At 60.7% G+C, this 20,885-nt stretch carries 15 protein-coding genes; 6 read left to right on the top strand and 9 right to left on the bottom strand.

The features are described from left to right. Positions 1–10: 10 nt before the first annotated feature. Positions 11–1,909 (bottom strand): ABC transporter ATP-binding protein, encoded by a 1,899-nt coding sequence (locus DW003_RS03515; RefSeq protein ID WP_118387561.1) that lies wholly within the window; start codon positions 1,907–1,909, stop codon positions 11–13. Next, a complete protein-coding gene (locus DW003_RS03510) occupies positions 1,902–3,677 on the bottom strand; it encodes an ABC transporter ATP-binding protein (RefSeq protein WP_118387641.1) in 1,776 nt (591 codons plus the stop codon). Before DW003_RS03510 ends, DW003_RS03515 begins: the two co-directional genes overlap by 8 nt. 315 nt (positions 3,678–3,992) lie before the next feature. Here DW003_RS03510 and DW003_RS03505 point away from each other — a divergent pair, with 315 nt between their 5' ends. Both DW003_RS03505 and DW003_RS03500 read left to right on the top strand, forming a co-directional pair. After that, positions 3,993–5,339 (top strand): MATE family efflux transporter, encoded by a 1,347-nt coding sequence (locus tag DW003_RS03505; RefSeq protein ID WP_118387559.1) that lies wholly within the window; start codon positions 3,993–3,995, stop codon positions 5,337–5,339. A 64-nt stretch (positions 5,340–5,403) separates the two neighbouring features. Continuing rightward, entirely contained in the window at positions 5,404–6,243 is an 840-nt protein-coding gene (locus DW003_RS03500; RefSeq protein ID WP_070097163.1) for a MerR family transcriptional regulator, read from the top strand. A gap of 57 nt (positions 6,244–6,300) precedes the next feature. Here DW003_RS03500 and ligA read toward each other — a convergent pair whose 3' ends face one another. From ligA to DW003_RS03475, 5 genes are all read right to left on the bottom strand, one after another. Further along, positions 6,301–8,529, bottom strand: coding sequence for an NAD-dependent DNA ligase LigA (ligA, locus tag DW003_RS03495; RefSeq protein ID WP_118387557.1), 2,229 nt, complete (start codon positions 8,527–8,529; stop codon positions 6,301–6,303). Between the two features lie 247 nt (positions 8,530–8,776). After that, positions 8,777–10,237: a S1C family serine protease gene (locus DW003_RS03490; RefSeq protein WP_118387556.1), complete on the bottom strand. Its 1,461-nt coding sequence runs from the start codon at positions 10,235–10,237 to the stop codon at positions 8,777–8,779. 208 nt (positions 10,238–10,445) lie between these two features. Then, positions 10,446–11,108: a response regulator transcription factor gene (locus DW003_RS03485; RefSeq protein WP_118226216.1), complete on the bottom strand. Its 663-nt coding sequence runs from the start codon at positions 11,106–11,108 to the stop codon at positions 10,446–10,448. A 50-nt stretch (positions 11,109–11,158) separates the two neighbouring features. Beyond that, positions 11,159–12,496: a glutamine synthetase family protein gene (locus tag DW003_RS03480; protein WP_117634197.1), complete on the bottom strand. Its 1,338-nt coding sequence runs from the start codon at positions 12,494–12,496 to the stop codon at positions 11,159–11,161. A gap of 133 nt (positions 12,497–12,629) precedes the next feature. Further along, a complete protein-coding gene (locus DW003_RS03475; RefSeq protein ID WP_158573178.1) occupies positions 12,630–13,652 on the bottom strand; it encodes a LacI family DNA-binding transcriptional regulator in 1,023 nt (340 codons plus the stop codon). 235 nt (positions 13,653–13,887) lie between these two features. On the opposite strand from DW003_RS03475, the gene DW003_RS03470 reads away from it, so the two are divergent. Next, positions 13,888–14,922: a sugar kinase gene (locus tag DW003_RS03470; protein WP_118387552.1), complete on the top strand. Its 1,035-nt coding sequence runs from the start codon at positions 13,888–13,890 to the stop codon at positions 14,920–14,922. Positions 14,923–15,176: 254 nt separating this feature from the next. Next, positions 15,177–15,818, top strand: a complete 642-nt coding sequence (gene eda, locus DW003_RS03465; RefSeq protein ID WP_117758206.1) for a bifunctional 4-hydroxy-2-oxoglutarate aldolase/2-dehydro-3-deoxy-phosphogluconate aldolase — start codon at positions 15,177–15,179, stop codon at positions 15,816–15,818. Positions 15,819–16,197: 379 nt separating this feature from the next. Here eda and DW003_RS03460 read toward each other — a convergent pair whose 3' ends face one another. Continuing rightward, complete coding sequence (locus DW003_RS03460; protein WP_118387550.1) at positions 16,198–16,890, bottom strand: GntR family transcriptional regulator; 693 nt, start codon at positions 16,888–16,890, stop codon at positions 16,198–16,200. Positions 16,891–17,353: 463 nt separating this feature from the next. On the opposite strand from DW003_RS03460, the gene DW003_RS03455 reads away from it, so the two are divergent. Then, positions 17,354–18,037 (top strand): YitT family protein, encoded by a 684-nt coding sequence (locus DW003_RS03455; RefSeq protein ID WP_118387548.1) that lies wholly within the window; start codon positions 17,354–17,356, stop codon positions 18,035–18,037. A 223-nt stretch (positions 18,038–18,260) separates the two neighbouring features. Here the strand turns inward: DW003_RS03455 and DW003_RS03450 are convergent, their stop codons facing one another. Then, entirely contained in the window at positions 18,261–19,514 is a 1,254-nt protein-coding gene (locus DW003_RS03450; RefSeq protein ID WP_158548901.1) for an ATP-binding protein, read from the bottom strand. A 447-nt stretch (positions 19,515–19,961) separates the two neighbouring features. On the opposite strand from DW003_RS03450, the gene DW003_RS03445 reads away from it, so the two are divergent. Continuing rightward, entirely contained in the window at positions 19,962–20,771 is an 810-nt protein-coding gene (locus tag DW003_RS03445) for a gluconate 5-dehydrogenase (protein ID WP_118387546.1), read from the top strand. Positions 20,772–20,885: the final 114 nt, after the last annotated feature.

The following is a 20,885-nucleotide window of genomic DNA, read 5'->3' as shown; positions in this document are numbered from 1 at the left end:
CTCGAACAGGTTAATCCAGCTCTTTTAAGCCATGCGCCAGTTGCCAGTACTCGCCGTGCTGGGCGAGCAGCTCCTCGTGGGTGCCGCGCTCGATGATGCGGCCGTGTTCAAGGACCATGATGGCGTCGGCGTCGCGGACGGTGGACAGGCGGTGCGCGATCATAAACGTGGTGCGTCCGCGCATGATGCGGTCCATACCGCGCTCGATAAGCTTTTCGGTGCGCGTGTCGATGCTCGAAGTGGCCTCGTCCAGGATGAGCACCGGTGGGTCGGCGACGGCCACGCGCGCAATGGCGAGCAGCTGGCGCTGGCCCTGCGACAGGTTGGCGCCGTCGGCCGTGACCGGCGTGTCGTAGCCTCTAGGCAGGCGGCGGATAAACGAATCCGCGCAGGCAGCCTCGGCGGCGGCGCGCACTTCCTCGTCGGTCGCGTCGAGCTTGCCAAAGCGGATGTTCTGCGCAATGGTGCCGCTAAACAGGTGCGTGTCCTGCAGCACAATGCCGAGCGACCCGCGCAGGCTGGCCTTGGCAATGTGCTTGACGTCGATGCCGTCGTACGTGATCTCGCCGTCATCGACCTCGTAGAAGCGGTTGATGAGGTTGGTGATGGTCGTCTTACCTGCGCCTGTGGAGCCCACAAAGGCGATCTTTTGGCCCGGCTTGGCAAACAGGTTGAGATCCGTGAGCACACGGGTGCCTGGCACGTAGGAAAAGTCCACGGCATGGAAGCGCACGTCGCCGGCAAGTGGGACCAAGCCGCACGTGAGCTCGGTGCCGTCGGCAGCCACCGCACGGCCCGACTCATCAACGGCAGCCATATCATGCAGGTGCCCGTACGCGCCCACGCCCTGGCCCTCGGGAATCTTCCATGCCCACGCGGCGTCCCCCGTCTGCACCAGCTCCACGCAGCCCTCGTCCACCTCGGGCTTAAGGTCCATGGCGGCAAACAGGCGCTCGGCACCGGCCAGCGCGTTGAGCAAAAAGTTGCCCAGCTGCGTAAACTGGTTGATGGGCATGGCCGCCTGGCGTACAAAGACCAGGTAGCTTGCAAGCGCGCCTACGTCGGCGAGCCCCTTGATGCAGAGCATGCCGCCCGCCACGGCGACGATGGCGTAGTTGGCATAGCCGATCACCACGGTCATGGGCACCATGGAGTTGGCGTAGGCCTGCGCGGCACCACCGGTGCGGCGCAGCTCTTGGTTGCGTGCGTCAAAACCAGCCACATTGGCCTGTTCGTGATTAAAGACCTTGATGACCTTTTGGCCCGAGACCATCTCTTCGATATATCCGTCCAGGTCGCCAAGCGATGCCTGCTGGGCGGCAAAGAAGCGCTTAGAGCGCGCGCCCGAGTAGCGCGCGTACAGCACAATGGCCGCGTCGCACACGAGCGTGATAATCGTGAGCTGCCAGTTGAGGATGATGAGCATGGCCGTGGTGCCGACCACCTGGATGCTCGCCTGAATCACGTTGGCAAAGCTGTTGTTGAGCGCCTCGGAGACAGTGTCGACATCGTTGGTGAAAAAGCTCATGATGTCGCCCGAGCGCGTGCTGTCGAAGTAGCTCAGCGGCAGCATCTGGATGTGCGCAAACAGGTCGCGGCGGATATCGGAGACCACGCGCTGGGCCGCGCGCACCATAATCTGCGAGTAGCCCAGAGCCGAGAGCACGCCCGCGGCGTAGATGGCAGCGGTAAAGATAACCTGCTTAGCGAGCAGTTCCTCGCCGCCCGTTGCCAAACCGTTGACGATGGGGCGCACCATGTAGGTACCGGCAAGGCTCGCGATGGCCGCAACAGAGGCAAGCACACCCACTGCGAGCAGCGAGAACTTGGCGTGTCCCATGTAGGAGAGCAAGCGGCGGAGCGTCTGCGCCAGATTGGCGGGACGGGCCTGAGCGGATGTCTTAGGCATGGCGCTCACCCCCTTCCAAGGGCGATCCGCTGGGAACGCAGGAAAACGGATCATTCGCGCAGCCATCGTCGCAGCCGTCGCCGGTGTCCGCGTTCCCTGCAAATTCCATCTGCGAGGCGTAAATCTCCTGGTAGATGCTATCGCCCGCCAGCAGTTCCTCGTGCGTGCCCACGCCGTGGACACGACCGTCGTCCAACACAATAATGCGATCGGCATCCATGACGCTCGCAATGCGCTGCGCAATGACAATCACCGTCGTGTTGGGAATCTGAGCGATATGCTCGCGGATCTTGGCGTCGGTCGCCATATCGACCGCGCTGGTCGAATCGTCAAAGATGAGCACACGCGGATGCTTGAGCAATGTACGCGCGATGCACAGGCGCTGCTTCTGCCCGCCCGAGACACCGGCACCGCCCTGGCCCAGATAGCCGTCCAGCCCGCCGATGCGATCGAGGAACTCATCCACGCACGCCGCGCGGCAAGCCGCGAGGAGCTCATTGTCCGACGCCTGTGGATTGCCCCACTGCAGGTTCTCGCGCACGGTACCCGTAAACAGTACGTTCTTTTGCAGCACGATACCCACGGCGTCGCGCAGGGCGGCCAGGTCGTAATCGCGCACATCGCGCCCGCCCACGAGCACGGCGCCTTCGGTGGCGTCGTACAGGCGCGCGATTAGCTGCACAAGCGAACTCTTGCCCGAGCCCGTGCCGCCGAGCACGCCCACCGTGGAGCCCGCCTCAATGCAAAGGTCAATATGCTCGAGCACATCCTCAGCAGCATCCGCGCGGTACTTAAACGACACGTCGCGAAACTCGATGCTTCCGTCGGCCACCCCGTGCACGGCAGTGGCAGCGTCGGGTGCCTGGATAAGCGAACGCTCGTCGAGCACCCGCGAGATGCGCTCCACGCTGGCAAGTGCGCGGGTGAGCAGCAAAAACACGTTGGAGATCATCATGAGCGAGTTCATGATCAACAGCACATAGCTCATAAAGCCCGTGAGCGAGCCCACGCCGAGCTCGCCGGCAAGGATCATGCGACCGCCGATCCACAGAATGGAAAGCGCCGCCACGTACATCGACAGCTGAAACACCGGCAGGTTGAGCACGGCGTTGCCGAAGGTCTTGGTCGCCGTATGCGCGAGCTCGGTATTGACGGCGTCGAACTTGGCCTCCTCGTGCTCGGCACGCACGTACGCCTTGACGGCGCGCACGGCGGTGAGGTCCTCCTGCACCACACCGTTGAGATGGTCCATCGAGGTCTGCAGCTGGCGGTAGAGCGGACTGACGCGATAGGTGATAACGCCCAGCACGATCGCCAGCACCGGCAGGATGATCGCGAAAACGGTGGCGAGCGGACGCGACAGCACCAGCGCATAGACCAAGCCGACGATGAGCGTCACGGGGCCGCGCACCATGGGGCGAAAGCCGTTGCCGATGGCGTTTTGGATGACGGTGATATCGGTGGTCATGCGCGTGACGAGCGAGCTGGCATCGTAGTTGTCCAGATTGCCAAAGGCGAGCGTCTGAATCTTGCGATACTCCGCCTCGCGCAGGTTAGCGCCCAGCCCCGAGGCAACGCGGGCAGACGTGCGCGCATAGCCCAAGCCAAGTACCAGCGAAAATGCAGCGCATATCAACATATACGTGCCCTGCAACAGCATATAGTTGATGTCGCCCGCGGGCACGCCCACGTCGATGATATTTGCCATGATGACCGGGATAAACAGCTCGAGCGCCGTCTCGGCCGTCACAAAGAGCACGCCGAGCATGGCATCGCGGCGGTATGCCCCCAGATAGGAAAACAGAATCTTGAGATTGCGCACGCAGGTTCATCCCCCATCAAACGTTGTTCGCAAACCCACGTATTATGGCGCGCCGTGCGGCGGTGTCAAGTGTTCCGAAATCGATTTCTGCAAGGCTAGTGCAGGCACCAAGCTCGCAGGACGCGCCCCTGTATTCAATTGGAAATGAACGCGTGCGTGACTTTTTCGCCCCACCGCCAACACAAACCTTGACTCTACAATCGTTGTAGGGTTTTCACTACACTGGTACGTAAACGATCTAAGCCAGAAAGTGCCCCGCCCATGGAACACGACCTCACACGCGGCAATGTCCTCAAGACCATCGCGGTCTTTGCCCTGCCTTATATGCTCTCGTACTTTTTGCAGATGCTCTACGGCATGGCCGACCTGTACATGATGGGGCAGTTTAGCGGCGCCGCCGGCATCACCGCCGTGGGCAACGGCGCGCAGACGCTCTATATCATTACCGTGACGCTCGTGGGCCTGGCCATGGGAACGACGGTCATCGTCGGCCACGCCGTGGGTTCGCGCCGCTTCGACCGCGCCGAGACCGCCATCGGCAACACCATCACGCTCTTTATGGGTGTCTCGGTGGTGCTGGCCGCTATCTTGCTCGCACTGTGCCCGCAGATCGTGGCGCTCATTGGCACGCCGGCCGAGGCGGTCGAAGGCACCGCCGCCTACCTGCGCATTTGCTTTATGGGCATTCCGTTTATCGCCGCATACAACATTCTTTCGGCCATCTTTCGCGGGCTGGGCGATTCGCGCTCGCCCATGTACGTGATTGGCGTGGCATGCATCATCAACATCGCGCTCGATTTTCTGTTTATCGGCCACATGGGGCTCGGCCCCGTGGGCGCGGCGCTCGGCACGGTGACCGCGCAGACGGCCAGCGTTGCCCTCGCGCTCGTGTGGCTCAAGAGCCGCCGCACGAACATCCACGTTAAGCGCAGCGACCTGCGCCCCCAGCCCGAGGTGCTCGGTAGCATTCTTAAGATCGGCGTGCCCGTGGCCGTGCAGGACGGCTGCATCCAGGTGGCGTTTATGTTCATCACCGTCATCGCCAACCACCGCGGTCTGGTCGACGCCGCCGCCGTGGGCCTGGTCGAAAAGATGATCAGCTTTTTGTTCATTGTGCCGAGTTCCATGGGCGCTACCGTCAGCGCGCTCACGGCGCAAAATGCCGGCGCGGGCAAGGGCGATCGCGCGCGTCAGGTACTCAAGGACGCCATGACCATCTCGGTGGTGTACGGCTGCCTGATCACGGTGCTGATGTGGCTGGTGGCGCCGGCGTTTATCGGCTTTTTTGCCAAGGACGCTGCAGTAGTCGCCGCCGGTACCGGCTATATGCGCAGCTATATTTTCGACGCGATCTTTGCCGGCATCCACATTTGCTTTAGCGGCTTTTTCGCTGCGTATGGCAAGAGCTACATTGGCTTTGCGCACAACGTGCTGGCCGTGGTGCTCATTCGCGTGCCCGGCGCATGGCTGCTGTCGAACGCCTATTCCGACACGCTGTTCCCCATGGGCATCGCCTCGCCGTGCGGGTCGATTCTGTCGGCGGGCATCTGCGTGATTGCATTTACCGTGCTCAACCGGCGCGGGGCTTTTGACAAGCTGGTGGCGTAGCGGGGCGACGCAGGCCTAGCGCCTCTCCCCTGTTTTTACCGAAAGGAGCGGTCCTGTGACCGACATGCCAAGTGAACACACCGAGGGCCTGCTCCGCATTGGCGAGGTGGCGCGCCTGCTCAATTTAAGCGTGGGCACACTGCGTCATTACGAGCAGATGGGGCTGTTGGAGCCGGCATATGTCGATCCGGCAAGTGGGTACCGCTACTACGGATCGCGGCAGCTCTCCACCCTCAACACCATCGGCAACCTGCGCGTTCTCGACTTGCCGCTGGCGCAGATTCGCGAGTTTGTCACTACGCGCGATATGGATTTGATACAACGGCAACTGACCAAGCAACAGGAGTTAATTGAGCACAGGCGGCGTGAGTTGGAGCGCATGTCGCGCAAGATTGACCAGCGGCTTGCCTTGCTTCATGGCGCTTTGAATGCTGATCTCGACACCATTAGCGAAATCGAGGAACCCGAACTTCGCTGCGCCACGCTGCACGAGCGCGTCAATCCCACCGACGCCTATTCGCTGGGATGGCATATCCGCCAGCTTCAGCAGGGGCAGCACGAAACCTTTGCCTATCTGGGCAATCTGGGTGTGGGCATCGCGCCCGAACGCCTCGCCGCCGGCGACTTTGATGGCTACGACGAGGTCTTCCTGCTGCTCGATGACACCGATGATTACTTGGGCGACGTTGAGACGCGACCTGCCGCGCGCTGCCTGACCATAAGCTTCCGCGGCACGCACGGGCAAGCAGCCCCGCGCTATAAGCAGCTGCTCGGCTATATGCGCGAGCACAACCTGGCGCCCACCGGGCCTTCGCGCGAGATCGCCCTTATCGATGACATCATCAGCGACGACCCGGCAACCTACGTAACGCAGATCACGGTGCCGGTTGCCCCAGCAAAGTAAGAACCGCCCGGAAGGCATCGTGCTTCCGGGCGGTTCTTCAATTTGGCTATCGATGCCTTACGCCTCAGGCACCTCGCCAGTAGCCAAAATCTGCTCGAGTGCGTCCTCATCCAATACAGGCACGCCCAGCTGCTCGGCCTTGGTGAGCTTGGAGCCCGCTTTGGGGCCGGCGACCAGATAGCTCGTCTTCTTTGAAACACTGCCCGAGACCTTGGCGCCGAGCACCTTGAGCGCCGCGCCCGCCTCGTCGCGTGTGCGGTTGACGAGCGTGCCCGTGAGCACGAAGGTCAGACCCGCAAGCGGCTGTGCGTCGGCGAGCTCGCCCGCCACGTCAGCTTCGGCCGCGGCTTGCGCATGAGCGGCGCCCAAGTCGACCTCGAGCGAAAGGCCCGCTTGGCGCAGACGTTCCAGCACGGCGAGGTTCTCGGGCACGGCCAGGAACTGCTTGACGCTCGCCGCAATCTTGGGACCGATGCCCTCGCACTCGGCGATATCCTCTTCGCTCGCCAAGATGAGCTTGTCGATCGACAGGAATCGCTCGGCGATGACCTCGCCCACACTCTTGCCCACATGGCGGATACCCAGGGCAAACAGCACGCGACCGAGTGGCTGGCTCTTGGACTTGTTGAGCTCGGCGATGATTTTCTCGGCCGTCTTGAGGCCCACCGGAATGGGGTCGCCCTTCTTGACGCCCTTTTTGCTGTTGGAGCTGGCATAGGTGCGCCCTGTGTCCAGGCCGGCGATATCGTCGACCGTGAGCTGGTAGAAGTCCGCGACATCGTGGATAAGACCAGCGGCGATCATCTTGTCGACGATCTCGTCGCCCAGGCCGTCGACGTCCATGCAGCCGCGGCTCACCCAGTGGAGCAGGCGCTCCTTGAGCTGTGCGGGGCAGTCGATGGACACGCAGCGGTAGGCCACCTCACCGTCCTCGTGGACCACGGGGCTACCGCACACGGGGCAGACCTCGGGCATCTGCCAGTCAACGCTGTCGACCGGGCGCTTGTCGAGCACGGGACCCACGACCTCGGGGATCACGTCGCCCGCCTTGTGCACGATGATGGTGTCGCCCTCGCGCACGTTTTTGCGGCGGATCTCATCGATGTTGTGCAGCGTGGCGCGCGCGATGGTGGAGCCGGCGACCGTCACCGGGTCGAACTCGGCGACCGGCGTGAGCACACCGGTGCGGCCCACCTGAATGCGAATTTCGCGCAGGACGGTCTGCTTTTCCTCGGGCGGGAACTTAAAGGCGATGGCCCAGCGCGGTGCACGAGCGGTAAAGCCCAGGTCGAGCTGCTGCTGGAAGCTGTCGACCTTTACGACCACGCCGTCGATGTCGTAATCCAGGTCGCCGCGGTGCTCGAGCGCCTGGGCACAGAACTCGTGGACCTCGGACGGCGTGGCGCAACGAGCCACGTTGGGGTTGACGCTGAAGCCGGCGCTACGCAGCCAGTCGAGAAACTCGCGCTGGCTGTGGACGTGCAGCGGATCGGTATCGGCGATGGCATAGATAAAGGTGGCCAGGTCGCGGCGCGCCGTGACCTTGGGGTCCTTTTGGCGCAGGGATCCTGCAGCAGCGTTGCGCGGGTTGGCAAAGGGGTCGCGGCCCTCGGCATCGGCCTCTTCGTTTAGACGGACAAAGCTGCCCTTGGGCATGTAGACCTCACCACGCACTTCGATGGTACGCTCGCGATCGGCGCCCATGTGGGCGAGCGCCGGCTCGGACAGGTGCATGGGCACGTCCTTGATGGTACGGACGTTGAGCGACACGTCCTCGCCCGTGGTGCCATCGCCGCGCGTGGCGGCGCGTACGAAGGTGCCGTTTTGGTAGGTAAGCGCGACGCCCAAGCCGTCGATCTTGAGCTCGCAGGTATAGGTGACGCTACCGGCGCCGAGCGCATCCTCGGTGCGCTGGAGCCACGCGTCAAGTTCGTCCAGGTCCATGGCATCGTCCATGGAATACATGCGCGCCATATGCGTGACCGGCGTAAATTGCTCGCTCACGTATCCGCCCACACGCTGGGTATAGCTGTCGGGCGTCACCAGGTCGGGATAGGCCGCCTCGATCTGCTGGAGCTCAACGAGCATTTTGTCGAAGGCGGCGTCCGTGATCTCGGGCGCGTCGAGCATGTAGTAGCGATAGGCGTGGTAATCGAGCTCATGGCGCAGCTCGGCCGCGCGCGCTGCCGCCTGGGCACGGGCGTCGGCCGGTGCAGCGGCATCCGCGCTCGCGGGCGTTTCGGTATCGATGTCCACACCGTCACCAAACAGGCTCGATTGCTCCATAGCGGCACTCCTTCGCTCGATTTCAAACGGATACTAGAGTACCACCGGTCACCATGGCGCCGAATAACCCTTTCGAACCGCACCGAATCGGCAGCGGCCGGACCGGGGCGGATCGCGCGATCAACTCATGCCCTTGCCATTTCTAAATGATCCGTTTCCCCGTCCCCAACGGATCAATAAGAAAAGAGGGACTGTCCCGCGTTGGCGGGACAGTCCCCTCTGGCTTCGATATGTGCAATACGGTTCGTTAGAAACCCTGGCCATAGCCTTGGCCTTGGCCCTGTTGGCCCAGCAGCTCCTCCAGATACTGGCGCAGCTGCTCGTCGGTAATACCGCCGTTGCCGGTGTCGGTCGCGCTGTCGTCCTGCTGCTGGTTCTGCAGCTCCTCGTCGGAGCCCAGCTCGACGGTGACCTTCTTCTCTTCCTTGCCGCGCATGAGCGTGATCTCGACCTTCTCGCCCACCTCGTGGCTGCGCAGTGCGATGATCAGGCCATCGGCGCTCGTGATCTCGTCGTCGCCCAGCTTGGTGATGACGTCGCCCTCCTGAATGCCGGCCTTGGCAGCAGGACCATCCTCAACGACGCTCGCCACGTACGCGCCGCTATCGGTGCTCAGCTTGTTGGTGCGGGCGTTGAGCGCATTGACGCTCGAAAGCGTAGCGCCCATGTACGGATGCACCGGCGTCTTGCCGTCGATGATCTGGTCGGCAATGTTCTTGGCGTAGTTAACGGGAATAGCAAAGCCCACGCCCGAGCTGGAGCCCGAGTAGCTCTCGATGAGCGAGTTGATACCCACCAGCTCGCCGTTGTCGTTAACGAGCGCGCCACCGGAGTTGCCCGGGTTGATGGCGGCATCGGTCTGGATCATGTTGGCATAGATGGTGTTACCGTTGGTAGAGCTCATGGCCGTGGAGCGATACAGCGCCGACACGATACCCGTGGAGACAGACTGCTCGTTGCCGAACGGCGAGCCGATCGCCATGACCCACTCGCCCACGTTGAGCTTGGAGGAGTCACCGATCTCGATCGGCGTGAGCTTGGAGGCGTCGGCGTCCTTGAGCTTGATGACGGCCAGGTCGCTCGAGGCGTCGTTGCCCACGAACTCGGCCTCGTAGGTAGTGCCGTCGTCCATGGTCACCACGTACTGGTCATAGCCATCGACCACGTGGTTGTTGGTAAGGATGTGACCCTCGGTATCGAGCACCACGCCCGAACCGACGCTGCCCGAGTTGTCCGACTCGTCGGCAGACTGCGAAAGCGAGCCATTCTGGCTGCCGCTCGAAGTGGCGGTGATGGAAACCACGGAGGGCAGGGCCTTGGCAGAAACGGCCTCGGCCAGCGTGGTGTCCTCGGAATCAATCGTAATCTTTTGCGTCGACGAACCCGAAGCACCCGCCGTCACGGCGTTCTTGCCGCCGCCAATGTTGAGCGTGCCACTCATGATGAGCGCAATGACTAGCAGGGCGCCGCAGGCACAACCGGCGAGCGCCGTAATAAAGATCGGCAGCTTTTTGGTCTTGGTCTTGACCACTGTGTGCTTGTTTACAACCTGCTGGCTGCCCAGCGGCTTTCCGGTCTGCGTGTCGTAGGCCTGCACGTAGGGAATGTTGCTGTCGGCAGGCGTCGACTCCACCTGCACACGCGGCTGCTGCTGGGTCTCGCCGGCGTTGCCCGCATCCTGGGGACGCTGGGAATCGTTCTCGCTCATAGCTGCGATCCTTTCGTCAAATAACCAAAGGCCCGCCAAACATGTGGCGGGCCATCATTGTTCACGTTGAGTTGTACCCCAATATGCGGGCGTGCGTGTACGAGAACGCAATCTTTTAGGAAGGCTTAAGTTCTGTTGCAGATTCGAGAGGGACCCGCACCTGCGTCAAAACCACCACAAAGGTGCCTGTCCCCTTTGTGGTGGAAATCTAGTCCTTAAACAGATAGCCCACGCCGCGGACGGTGGTGATGTGCGCCGCGATCTGCGGGCCCACCTTGGAGCGGATGCGTCGAATGTGCACGTCGACGGTGCGCGTGCCGCCGCAGTACTCAAAGCCCCACACGCGGTGCAGCAGCACCTCGCGGCTGTAGGCGCGGTTGGGGTGCGTCGCCAAAAAGCTCAGCAGCGAGTACTCCATCAGCGTCAGGTCGATGGGCTCGTTATCGAGTGTCACCTGGTAGGTAGCCAGGTTAATCTCGAGGTTATCGATATTGAGTACATCGTCGGCGGTAACGGTCTCCTCCTCGCCCATCAGGCGCTGCGCGCGAGCCTTGAGCTCGTTGGGTGTCGCCGTGGGGCATACAAAGTCGGTATGCGCGTGATTGGGCAGGCGCAAGGTACCGAGTGCCTCGTCGTCAACGATCACCAACATGGGGACGCCACCACGATCGTCAAGCCACTTGGCAATCTGATCGATGCGGTCGCTGCGGATGCCATCTGAATCGAGAATCAGCAGGTCAAAGTCGTGCGCCGCAGTTGGCGAATCGGGGGTTGCCAGGCTCACCTCGACACCCAGGGTAGTCGTCAAGCTGCGGGCAAACTCGTGGAAGCGCGTCGTGCGCGCCATGAACAGGGCACTCTTTTCGGACATATCGGCCTCCAAAGAAATGAGCTCAATCGTACTGGAACAAGCCAGCGCGATTAGGAGTTCGCCAGGTAGTGCTTGATCTCCCACTCGGTGATCGTAGACTCAAACTTATGCCACTCGTCGCGCTTCTTTTTGAGGAAGAAGCTGTGGATGTGCTCGCCGAGGGCATCCTTCATAAACTGCGAGTCCTCAAACACGTCGAGCGCCTCTTTGAGCGAGCGCGGCAGCGGCGCGTAGCCGGCCTCGACCATCTGACGGTCGGTAAGCTTGAGCGTCTCGGCCGTTGCCTCGGGCGGGAGCTCCAGCTTGCGCTCGATGCCGTCCAGACCAGCCGCCAGCGTGACGGCGTTGACCAGGTACGGATTGGCCATGGGGTCGGGGCTGCGAAGCTCGATGCGCGTGGACAGCTGCTTGCCGGGCTTGTAGACCGGAATGCGGACCATACTCGCGCGGTTGCGCAGGCCCCACGTGGCGTACTGTGGCACGGAGTCGCCGCCCGTCGTGATGCGCTTGTACGAGTTGACCGTGGGGTTGGTGATGGCGCTGATCTCGCGGGCATGCGCCAGGATGCCAGCCATATAGTGCTTGGCGACGTCGGAGAGATGGTACTTCTCGTCGTCCTCGCCCCAAAACACGTTGTTGCCGTCGTGGTCGAATAGCGACTGGCACAGGAACATGGCACTGCCGTCCTCGCCCGCCAACGGCTTGGGCATAAAGGAGGCGTGGCAACCGCTCTCGTAGGCCTGCTGCTTAATGATGAGTTTGGCCGTAGTGATGGCGTCGGACATACTCAGGGCCTCGGCATGGCGCAAGCTCATGCCGTGCTGCGAGCGGCCGGCGGCGTGGAAGGTGTACTCCACGGGCACGGACATCTTCTCGAGCGTGAGGACCGTGTTGCGACGCAGGTCGCGGGCGGCATCGCTCACCGAAAGATCGAAGTAGCCCACGTTGTCGAGCGGCTCGGGGGTGTGCTCGTCGGGGAAGTAGTAATACTCCAGCTCGGCACCCACGTTGAGCAGATAGCCAGCCTTCTCGGCCTTGCGGAACATGCGGCGCAGGGCATCGCGCGGGTCGCCGGCAAACGGCTTGCGATCGGGAGTGCACACATCGCAGAACACGCGGGCGACGCCGTTGTGGCTCGGGCGCCACGGCAGTATCTGGAAGGTCGAAGCATCGGGGAACGCCAGCATGTCGGCTTCCTCGGGCGTGGCAAAGCCCTCGATGGCGGAGCCGTCAAAGCCAATACCCTCCTCAAAAGCGACCTCGAGGTCCTCGGGGCTAATGGCAAAGTTCTTGAGGCGGCCGAGAATGTCGACAAACCACAGACGCACAAAGCGGATGTCACGCTGCTCTACAGAGCGGAGTACGTAATCGATGTTCTGCTGGTTCATGTCGCTCCCCTTTCTTTCGGGCGGGTTTCGACTGATCTATATCGCAGATACTATCGCAGAAAAATGTTTCCGCAGGGTTAAAGCGTATCAAGCGCCCAAAAAACGTGTGCGAACAGGCCGTGAGGCCAAGAGACTAGCGCGAGGTCGAAGCGCGGTGTTCGATGTGGCCGGGGATCTCGATGCGCTTGGGGGCGAGCTTTGCGGCATCGCCCACCGTAGTGGTAACGATGTCGATGCGCTCGGACAGGCGCTCGACTACGCGCTCGGCAATGGTAAGGGTGTCTTGCGCGGCCGTGGTCACACCGCCAAAGAGCACGTGGTTCCAGGGATAGTCGTCAAACGTCGCAATCTTGAGGCCAGCCGGCAACGAGGGTCCCAACTGTGCCAGTGCCTCGGTCAGACGCAGAAAGACCAGACCGTTGACGGCAATGAGGCCGAGCTTTTTTCCCGCATACTCGCGGATGGTCTCGTCCAGGTGACTGACGCCCTCGACACCACCGTCGGCCAAGGTGACGACCTCGCCCGCAAGACCGCGGCGCGAAAGCTCGTCGGCAAAGGCCTCGGCACGCTCGCGACGCACAGGGCTGTCGTCGCTTGCCTCGGTGAGCAGGCACAGGCGCTCGCTGCCCGCAGAGGCCAAGGCGTCTACCAGGCCGGCGACCAGCTCACGGTTGTTGGAGGTCACCAGATCGATGCCACCGTCGGCAACATCGCGGTCGAGCAGCACGACGGGCAGGCGTCCCGCAGCCGCGGCAATCGCCTTGTCGTTGCCGCCACAGGTGTTGACGACCAGGCCGTCCACACCGGCATCGATAAGTCTGGTGAGCGACTCTGCTTCCTTGGCGGAATCATTGCCGCTAATGGCAGTCATAAGCGAGCAGCCGCGCGCGGCGGCACTAGCGGAAAGCCCTTCGAGCATGGCGCTGGAGAACGGGTTAGCAATGTCGGCCAAGATCACGCCGATGAGGTTGGTGCGCGAGCTGCGCAGATTGCGCGCGGCGGCACGTGGACGATAGCCGGTGCGCTCGATAACCGCCGCGATGCGAGCGCGGGTTTCCTCGGTCATCTGCCCGGGACGGTTGTTGAGATAGCGCGAGACCGTGGCCGGGCTCACGCCCGCCTCGGCGGCAATGTCCTTGATTCTCATCTGCGCCATAGCGCACCCCGTTTCCCAATTGTCGGCAGTCTGAGCCATTTTAGGCATTTTTTTAAAAATCTCGCTTGCAAAACGCTGTAGGTGAGTATACTACAACTCGAAACGAAACCGATTTCGTAAACCGATTTCGGCAAGCGTTGGCACGGAGGTGCAAAGATGTACCCTACCGTCTTGGCACCTCCGTGCCAACGCCATATCAAAGGTGTACGCACGAGTAAGAAGGAGCTGCGCGACCATGGGTAAAACGGTTCTTACCTTCGGCGAGATCATGATGAGGCTCTCGCCCAAAGACCATCTGCGCATTGAGCAGGCGACCGAGTTTGATGTCCGCTACGGCGGCGCCGAAGCCAACACCGCGCTTTCCCTGGCCTACCAGGGTGACAAGGCAGCTTACGTCTCCGTTGTCCCGGCCAACCGTCTGGGCGAGTGCGCCCTGCGTTCGCTGAAGGTCTACGACGTCGATACCTCGCGCGTCGTGCGCCAGGGCGACCGTCTTGGTTCCTATGTGTTTGAGGTCGGCGCCTCGCAGCGCGGCAACGGCTGCGTCTACGACCGCAAGTACTCTGCCATCAACATGGCCAAGCGCGACGTCTTTGACTGGGACGAGATCCTCAAGGGTGTCGATGTCTTCTACTTCTCCGGCGTGACGCCCGCCGTCTCCGACGAGATGGCCGCCGCCTGCAAGGATGCCCTCACCGCCTGCCGCGCCAAGGGCATCACCACCGTTTGCGACGTGAACTATCGCGGCAAGATGTGGTCGCCCGAGAAGTCGCAGGCCACCATGAAGGAACTCCTGCCGCTCGTTGACATCTGCATTGCCAACGACGAGGACGCTCCTGCCGGCCTCGGTATGACCTGCGTCTCCGGCTCCCTTGCCCACGGCATCGAGGAGCGCGACACCTACGTCGAGATGGCCCGTCAGATCTGCGCCGAGTACGGTTGCAAGAAGGTCGCCTCGGTCGTCCGCAACATCTCCTGCGTCGAGCGCTCCATTTGGATGGGCATGCTCTTTGACGCCGAGAGCGGCGAGCACTGGTTCTCCCCTGCTCACGACGTGCACGTGCTCGAGGGCGTTGCCGCCGGCGACGCTTTCAATGCCGGCCTCGTCCATGCCCTCATCAACGACTTTGCCCCGCAGGACGCCGTCAACTTCGCCATCGCCGCCTCGATCCTCAAGCTCACCATCAAGGGCGATTCCAACCTGGTGACCGCAGACGAGATCGCAGCCGTGGCATCCGCCGCCGACGGTGGCACCCGCGTCGCGCGCTAAGCCGTCCCCATTCCGCGGGCCGCAGCTTTTTATACCCATACCTCTGCAGCCCGCTCCCCGATTCCTCCGGCCAGGTAGAACCACTTAGTCCCATTCCGGTTTTGTCTGGCATTCCTTCACGACTGGCCTCGTAGCCGGTTCCGAAATTGCTTGTGACCCAAGCAGTGCCTCCGATAACCAATCCGGAACCGGCTCATGGCCAATCTTCTTTGGCAATCACGCGCCCGTGCGCGCCTCACATCGAAAGGAACACTATGTTCGATCAGTTCTACACCACGCTTGAATCCCTGGGCATCGTGCCGGTCGTCGTGCTCGACAAGGTCGAGGACGCCGCACCGCTCGCCCATGCCCTTATGGCAGCCGGCATGAAGTCCGCCGAGGTCACCTTCCGCACTGCCTGCGCCGCCGAGTGCATCGCCGCTATGGCCGAGGCCGAACCCGAGATGTGCGTCGGCGCCGGCACTGTCCTGACCGTCGAGCAGGTTGAGCAGGCCCGCACCGCCGGTGCCAAGTTCATCGTCTCGCCGGGTTACAACGAGGACGTCGTGAAGCACTGCATCGACATCGACCTGCCCGTCCTTCCCGGCACCGTGACCCCCTCCGAGGTCACTGCTGCCGAGAATCTGGGCCTCAAGGTCACCAAATTCTTCCCCGCGGCTCAGTATGGCGGCCTCAACACCATCAAGGCCCTCGCTGCTCCGTTTGTCGGCCATCGCTTTATGCCCACCGGCGGCGTGAACACTGCCAACGTCGAGGAGTACCTGAGCTCCTCCGCCATCATCGCCTGCGGTGGCACCTGGATGGTCAAGCCCGCCCTGTTCGCCGACGGCGACCTCTCCAAGGTCGAGCAGATTGCCCGCGAGGCCATGGACGTCGTCAAGAAGGTCCGCGGCTAGGTTTAGCTCTCTATCGTGAAAGGAGGCGTGTCCTAGACCTCGCCCCCTTTCTTTTAAAGCGGCTCGGAAGCGCGCCGTTTCCGTCACGAACAAGAACCGAAACCGTCTTGTATGCTGATAGAACGTGACGGAAGCGACACGCCCCCAAGCCGCTTTGCTTTCCCGGTCAATCAACCGACTCAACATAATCCAGTCCACCAAAACAGCTGCGGCGCCGTCTGGAGGAATGGACCCTTGCTTCCGGTCTTTTCCTCCAAGCGGCGCCGCAGCCTTTTCATGCCCCGATTGCACCCCCGCACTTGCGGTGAAATACGGACTGCCTACGTCGTCAAAGCCGCAAAACAGTCCCTATTTCACCGCAACTAATGTAGGGAACGAGTTAGATGGCCGAGTCTTTGGACAGCTCGAAATAGTCGGGATGCAAGACGATAACCGGGCCCTGCTCCTCGGGCATCAGATGCAGGTGCGTCTCTGCCAGGTAGCTCGCCGTGTCGGTATCGCCCTTTTTAATGGCCTCGAGAATCCGGCGATGCTGCCGACGAATCGGCTCCCAATCCAGATCCTGCGACACCATACGCAACCAGTTGTATCGCTCAAAATGCGTGTTGACGCTCTTCATCCAATCCCACAACATGTGGCGGCCGGCAATCTCAAAACATGTCTCATGGAACAGGTTGTCCAGATCGAAAAAGCGACGCGTTTCACGATGATCGAGCGACTCGGACTCGGCAAGAATCTGCTCGAGCCGATACTTTTGCTCGGGCGTGGCGGCAGAGCAGCATTTAATGAGCACGCTTCTCTCGAGTTTCTCGCGCAAGAAACAGGCGTTCTCAGCGCGCTCCATGCTGATTTTTGAGACATAGGTGCCGCTTTTGGGACGCGTTTCCACCAGCTCCTGTTCACGCAGACGCACAAAGGACTCGCGAATGGGCGTGCGCCCGATTCCCGTCTCCTTTTCCAGACCAATCGCCGAAAGGCGCGTGCCAGGCTTGAGCTCGGCATAGATGATCTTGGAGCGCAATGCGTTGTATGCCTGATCTTGCAGGCTCTGATAATGCTGGTGCTGTTCCATAAAGCCCTCGAATGAAGCCCACGGTTTGTCGAATAACTCCACGTAATACTATCGCATCCCCCATCCCACGGCGATGTTTGAGGGGTAGGGCCGGGATTCGGCTTTTGACCGATAAGTTGTTGCAATTAGGTGAACGTTCACCTAATTTCTTCTATTTCGCTTTGCAAATGGATTCCCATACGTATACTAAATCTCAACGAAACCGATTTCGTCAAGCCTGGGCAATAGGATGCTAAGACGCACCCTACCATCTTGGCATCCTATTGCCCATGCCATGCCATTTGCTTTCTTCCCGTCTCGTTGAGCCCTTCAGTCCCATTCCGGCACAACGAGACATTCCTAGACGACTGACCATGGGGCCGGCTTTTCTGCCGTTGAGGCAGTGCCTCCGATAACCCTCTTTTTGCCGGCCCAGGTCAGACATTTCTCTTTAAATATCCTTCAATCGAAAGGATGCAGCAGCATGCGACCGCTCATCATCATGCATGGCGAGAAGATCGACTGGCGTCATACCGTCATAAGAATGCTGATGTATCTGGCGGGCGTTGCCGTGCTGGCACTCGGTATGAGCCTCCAGACGGCATCTGGCCTGGGCGTCGCCGCGCTCACGTGCTTTGCCACGACCCTATCCATGCTCACGGGCAAGACGCTCGGCTTTTGGATTACAACTACCTATGTCGCTTACATCGCGGAGCAGCTCGCCATCTTGCGACGCGAATTTCAACCGCGCATTTTGCTCGAGCTTTGCTTTTCAACGCTAATGGGCGGCTTCACCGATCTGTTCATGGCGTTCAACCCGCTGCATCCCACGGCGCTCCCCGCGCAGGTTGCGACCATGCTGCTCTCCCTCGCTATCACCGCATTTGGCGTCAGTCTCGTCGTCAACATGGGCGTTGTCCCCAACGCACCCGACGGCTTGGTGCAGGTCATTGCGGAAAAGCTCAAGCGCCGTTTTGGAGACGTAAAGGTCATGTTCGATTGCTCGCATGTCGCCGCCTCGCTCACGCTGTCGCTGGTATGCATGCACAACTTAGGCGGCTTTGGCGTAACCACCGCCATCTCGGCACTGTTCTTGGGCCACATCATCAACTTCGCCAACAAGCTGTTTGCCCAGCGATTCGTCCGCATGGCGTTTGGCGCCAAATAGCGAACAGCCGCGGAGCAAACGAGGCTCGAGTGCCCGGCATATCGATGTCGCAAATAACGACGCACGCGCTATACGGACGATGAGGAATAGCCCGTCGCAAACCCCGCAAGCGGAGCTATATGTTGCTATAACTTGACATAAATTGATCCATTGCCAGCCGGCATGCAAAAGGCCCCAAGCCATTCGCGGCTTGGGGCCTGCCTGGTAACACAGGTCTTTCGGACTACGCTCGCTCGTATTTCGTGGCGCGGCCTGTCCCCTGTTTCATGATCGCGTTTCGGCTGAGCAGAGATTCGAGCGCGGACAGTGTTCGCGCACGGCTCAGCCCCGTCTGTTTCTCAATCTCACTTCGCGACATAATTCGTCCGCCCGACAAGGCCTTAAGAACCTGAGCCTCTTCTCCAGACCCTTCAAAGGCATCGGTAACGGGCAACGCGACAGCTACCACGCCGCCACGAATATCAAAGACCGGCTGATTAATCGAATCGCGATAGGCACGCCTAATGCGCGCAATTCCCGTTCCAAACTTCTCGATATAGTCCAACTTTAAGAAGACCTCGGCAACGATGGGATTTCTGAGCACGGATATCTGTCCATACAGGTATTGCTCCGTCGTCAAGCCAGCGGGCAACGACCCGGGTGAAGTCACAACGACGCGATCATCATACAGAGCAACCTGAACATTCGCTTGCACGTCCCACGTCCGATGCACTAGAGCGTTTGCAACTGCCTCGCGGAATGCCTCGAGGGGAATCCGGTCGGTCTGAACACGCTCGACACCTTCGATGCGCTCATAACGATAGTAGCGCGCGAACATGGCAACTGCTCTATCAACCTGCTCAATTGCAGACAGGCCCGTCGTCGTCTCACGATCTAAAAGCACGTCCTCGGTGTCGCCAAAACGAACGCAGTCGATGCCCGGAAATTCGTTGTTATCCGCCAATATCGCCGCGGCATTGGTATAGCCATCCTTGCCGAGCAGGCGAAGCGTTCGCATAATATCCGACGTGAGCTCAGAAATGCCTAGATGCTCGATGCACTTGTGTTCGAGCGTGTGAAAACTCAGGTCCTGGCGAGCCGAGGTGAGCGCATCGAACGTCAGATTGCTGCCTTCGAGCGTCAGCCTGCCGTACTCAAAACGGTCGACCTCTACCGTCGCCGAATCATTTCGCCTGTAGGCCTTCCCCTTGCTTCGATAGGGCTTGTCCTGCCCCTCGTAAACCGTAAGCGTTACAGTTCCGCGGTTCTCGTCGAGCTCGAGCGTGTAACGAGGCGCAGGATCCAGACTGTCATTAATCATGTTCTCGATGCGCAGACACTCCGCAACCGGGTCAGAAAGACCGACTGCAACACCACCGTCGTCAACGCCAAACTCTATCTTGCCCGTCCCGTAGTTTGCATAGGCGCTCACCGTTTTAAGAAACGTCGGCGTTACGCTTTCCTTGTATTCGACGGTAGGACTCTCTCTGACAACCATACGTACGGTCCTTCTCCTTTTCATGCTCATCTGAACCGTATTATAAGACGAAAAACATTTGCGTACGGCTTAGAACCAGACGCAAACTGTTTTCGTCTTATTTGCGTACGGAAACTAGATACAAATTTCACGTTCATACGACTATTTACCAAACGCATAGTGTTTTCGTCCGGCAATGCGTCCGTAATCCAAACAAAAAGGCCCCGAGCTCGTGTTGAACTCGGGACCTCTTGCGCCGCGCATCTATGAGAGGAGAAATGCGATGCGCACGGGCGCTACTCCATGTAGCAGATATCGCGACGAGCGGCTGCAACCGTTCACCTTTTAAAAGTGAACGTTCACCTGATTCTAGGAAAACCTGACTTTTAATTCCTCCGCTTCTCCTATACTGAACTTGTAATAGAAGCAAGACTTATATAGATGAACGTTTCTTTTGGAAGGATTGTAATGTCTAACCTTATGGACAGCTTCCGCCTGGACGGCAAGGTCGCGCTCGTGACCGGCGCCACCTATGGCATCGGCATGGCCATTGCCGAGGCGCTCGGAGAGGCAGGCGCCAAGATTGCCTTTAACGCCCGTCACGCCGACAAAGTTGCCGAAGCCGAGAAGCACTACCGCGAGCTGGGCTTTTATGCTCACGGCTATGTTGCCGACGTCACCGACGAGGCTGTCGTCGCCGAGCTCGTTGCCAAGATCGAAGCCGATTTTGGCACCACGCCCGACATCCTGGTCAACAACGCCGGCGTCATCCAGCGCACCCCGATGCTCGACATGAGCGCCGAGGACTTTCGTCGCGTCGTCGACATCGACCTCAATGCCCCGTTTATCGTGTCCAAGGCCTGCCTGCCGGGCATGATCGCCAAGGGTCACGGCAAGATCATCAACATCTGCTCCATGATGAGCGAGCTCGGCCGCGAGACCATCGTCGGCTATGCCGCCGCCAAGGGCGGACTCAAGATGCTCACCAAGAACATCTGCTCCGAGTTTGGCGAGGCCAATATCCAGTGCAATGGCATCGGGCCCGGCTACATCGCCACGCCGCAAACCGCGCCGCTGCGCGAGACGCAGCCTGACGGCAGCCGTCATCCGTTTGACCAGTTCATCATTGCCAAGACGCCCGCAGCCCGTTGGGGCACGCCCGAGGACCTGAAGGGTCCCGCCGTGTTCCTGGCTTCCGATGCTTCGAACTTCGTCAACGGGCACATTCTGTACGTGGACGGCGGCATACTCGCCTACATCGGCAAACAGCCGCAATAGGCTGCGGCCGCGCGGAGCACGGCACCTTGGCGCTCAAACCGTCGCTCGCGTACCGAAGTACGCTTCGCTCCTCTTTCACGCCAATCTGCCGCACTCCGCGCGCCCTCGCCACCG

It is taken from the genome of Collinsella sp. AF36-3AT, from assembly GCF_003475205.1.
Classification (GTDB): Bacteria; Actinomycetota; Coriobacteriia; order Coriobacteriales; family Coriobacteriaceae; genus Collinsella; species Collinsella aerofaciens_AF.
Note: the sequence above shows the minus strand (reverse complement) of the source record. Positions and strands in the feature narration are given on the sequence as shown.